This is a genomic window from Synechococcus sp. BA-120 BA3 (assembly GCF_034931285.1).
Lineage (GTDB): Bacteria > Cyanobacteriota > Cyanobacteriia > PCC-6307 > Cyanobiaceae > Cyanobium.
Map to the genome: position 1 here is coordinate 1 of NZ_JAYGHZ010000491.1, position 874 is coordinate 874.

Sequence of the window (874 nt, forward strand, 5' to 3'; positions counted from 1 at the left end):
GCTCAGGCGTCCGGCTCCACCCCCGGCCCCCGCAGCAGGGCCGCGTAGAAGCCGTCACCGCCGCCGCTCTCCGCCGCCGCTGGGGTGGGCCACCACTGGCGCTCCTCCAGCAGGGTCAAGTCCGGATGGGCGGCTAACAGCGCGGCGATCAGGGCGCCGTTCTCGCGCGGTTCCACCGTGCAGGTGGCGTAGAGCAGCCGGCCGCCGGGGGCCAGCAACGGCAGCATCGCCTCCAGCAGCTGGCGCTGCAGGCTCACCAGGCCGTCGATGGCATCGGGGCTGATCCGCCAGCGGGCGTCGGGGTGGCGGGCGAGGGTGCCGAGGCCTGAGCAGGGGGCATCCAGCAGAATCCGCTCGAAATGGCCTTGCCAGTGGGGTTTCCGCTCCGCGAGGCCGGTGGCGTCGGCGGCCAGGGAGCGGATCGTGGTCAGGCCCAGCCGCTCGGCGTTGCGATCCAGCCGCCGCAGCCGGGCTTCGGAGCGATCCAGCGCCCACACCTCACCCCGGTCGCCGATCAGCTCGGCCAGGTGGGTGCTCTTGCCCCCCGGGGCGGCGCAGGCATCGAGGATCCGCTGGCCGGGTCGGGGGTCGAGCAGGGGGGCGATGGCCTGGGCGCTGCGGTCCTGCACGCACCAGAGCCCCTCGCCGTAGCCCGGCAGCTCGCGGGGATCGCCCACCCGCTCCAGCAGGGTGAGGCCATGGGGAACCCCGGGCAGGGCGCGGGCGGCCACTCCCGCATCCCTGAAGCGCTCCAGCAGCGCCTCCCGGTTGGTGCGCAGGGCGTTGACGCGCAGATCGAGGGGGGGCACGGCGTTGCAGGCCAGGGCGAAGGCCTCGGCCCGCTCCGGCGGCAGCCAGTCGAGCAGTCCGGCGG

General features: G+C 75.2%; 1 protein-coding gene. It reads right to left on the bottom strand.

What is annotated here, in order from left to right:
- Positions 1–2: 2 nt before the first annotated feature.
- The coding region (locus VB737_RS17085; RefSeq protein ID WP_500314733.1) for a methyltransferase domain-containing protein at positions 3–874 on the bottom strand (872 nt) is incomplete at its 5' end.